At 66.8% G+C, this 1,345-nt stretch carries 2 protein-coding genes; both read right to left on the bottom strand.

All coding sequences use genetic code 11. The features are described 5' to 3' along the window. Nucleotides 1-9: 9 nt before the first annotated feature. Nucleotides 10-960, bottom strand: a complete 951-nt coding sequence (locus tag GVL03_RS18785; RefSeq protein WP_159502533.1) for an integrase core domain-containing protein — start codon at nucleotides 958-960, stop codon at nucleotides 10-12. Then, nucleotides 957-1,274 carry a transposase gene (locus GVL03_RS18780; protein ID WP_159502532.1) on the bottom strand — a complete coding sequence of 106 codons (318 nt, stop codon included), beginning with the start codon at nucleotides 1,272-1,274 and terminating at the stop codon, nucleotides 957-959. The genes GVL03_RS18785 and GVL03_RS18780 overlap by 4 nt, the downstream gene beginning before the upstream one ends. Between the last annotated feature and the right edge of the window lie 71 nt (nucleotides 1,275-1,345).

Here is a 1,345-nt window from a genome sequence, read left to right as displayed (position 1 = left end):
TGTCCCGCGTCAAGTAGTTGGCAGGATTTCTTCTCTTTCGAAGTTGGGGATGGTGGGGTCGGCCAGGCCGAGGTGCACCTCCATCGGCCGGTTCCAAGCGATCGCCTCGTGCGGGCGGACCTCGTTGTACTCGACCCGGTAGTCCTCGGCGCGTTCGACGAGGGTGAGCGCGTCGGGGATGTCGTCGAGGAACAGCCGCTCGTACTTCAGCGTCCCGAATCCGCGTTCGCGTGACCCGTTCTGCCCCGGGCTCTTCACCCTCGTGCGCACGTGTCGCAGCTCGGGGTGGCGCAGGATGAACAGCTCGAAGTTCATCGATCGGAACGGGCCGCCGTTGTCTGTCACGATCGTGACGACCGGCAGCAGCTCGCCGGTGTCGGGGTCGACCTGACACTGGTCGACGAGGGGATGGCCGAACAGGCTCTCGTAGTCGGCGAGGGCGAGTTCGATCGCGGCGATCGCGTCGTGCTGGTTCGCGGTCGGCGAGGTATGAAACGGGTGCTCGAGCTTCGAGAACCAGTCCCGGCAGCCCGCGATCCGCCACGTCCCGCCGGTGGTGGTCTCGAACTCGCTGAAGTCCAGCTGCCACACCTGGTTCGGCCCGGTCGGGTTCCGCGCGAACGCGGCCTTGCGGTCTTTCGCGAGCTCCCGACGCTGCTTCTGGTACTCCGACGGCAGGATCAGCCCGTCATCGCGCAGCAGCCGAAGCACGGTCGCCTGCGACACCTTATGTCCGTCATGGCGGGTCATCGCCCAGATCTTCCGGTGGCCCCACTCCGGCTTCTTCAACGCATGCGCGACCACCAGCGGCCGGGCGGCGTCCCGCGCCGGCTGCGGCCACGTGCCCCTCGGCGGCCGGTCAGTCTTCGCCTTGGCCTGCCAGCGCCGCCAGGTGCGTTCGGGCATGTCGATCAGCTGACAGAACCTCGCGGTCGACATGCCCGCCTCGGTGCGGATCACCTCGAGGTCCTCGAAGGGCCCAAGCGGCCCTCCGCGCTCTTCTTCCAGACCCGGATCTCGACCGCGGCCTCACCGAGGGCCTGGGTGAGCTCGGCGACCTCGTCCTCGAGCTGCTGCTCCCGGGTCGAGGGCTTGGACTTGCCCGCCTCGATCCCAGCCTTCCCGCCCTCGAGGAACTGGCGCTTCCAGTTCCCGATCGCCTGCTCGGACACCTTCTCCCGGCGGGCTGCCTCAGCGATCGTGATCTCGCCCTGCAACACGGACAACACGATGCGGAGCTTCTTCTCCGCCGGGATCGTCGGGGGACGACTCATGATTCAGACCTTTCGATAGGGGCATTGCATCAGCAACTAACTACCCCTGCCAAACATTCTGACGCGCGACA

Origin of the sequence: Microbacterium sp. 18062 (assembly GCF_902706225.1) — a bacterium.
Lineage (GTDB): Bacteria > Actinomycetota > Actinomycetes > Actinomycetales > Microbacteriaceae > Microbacterium.
Note: the sequence above shows the minus strand (reverse complement) of the source record. Positions and strands in the feature narration are given on the sequence as shown.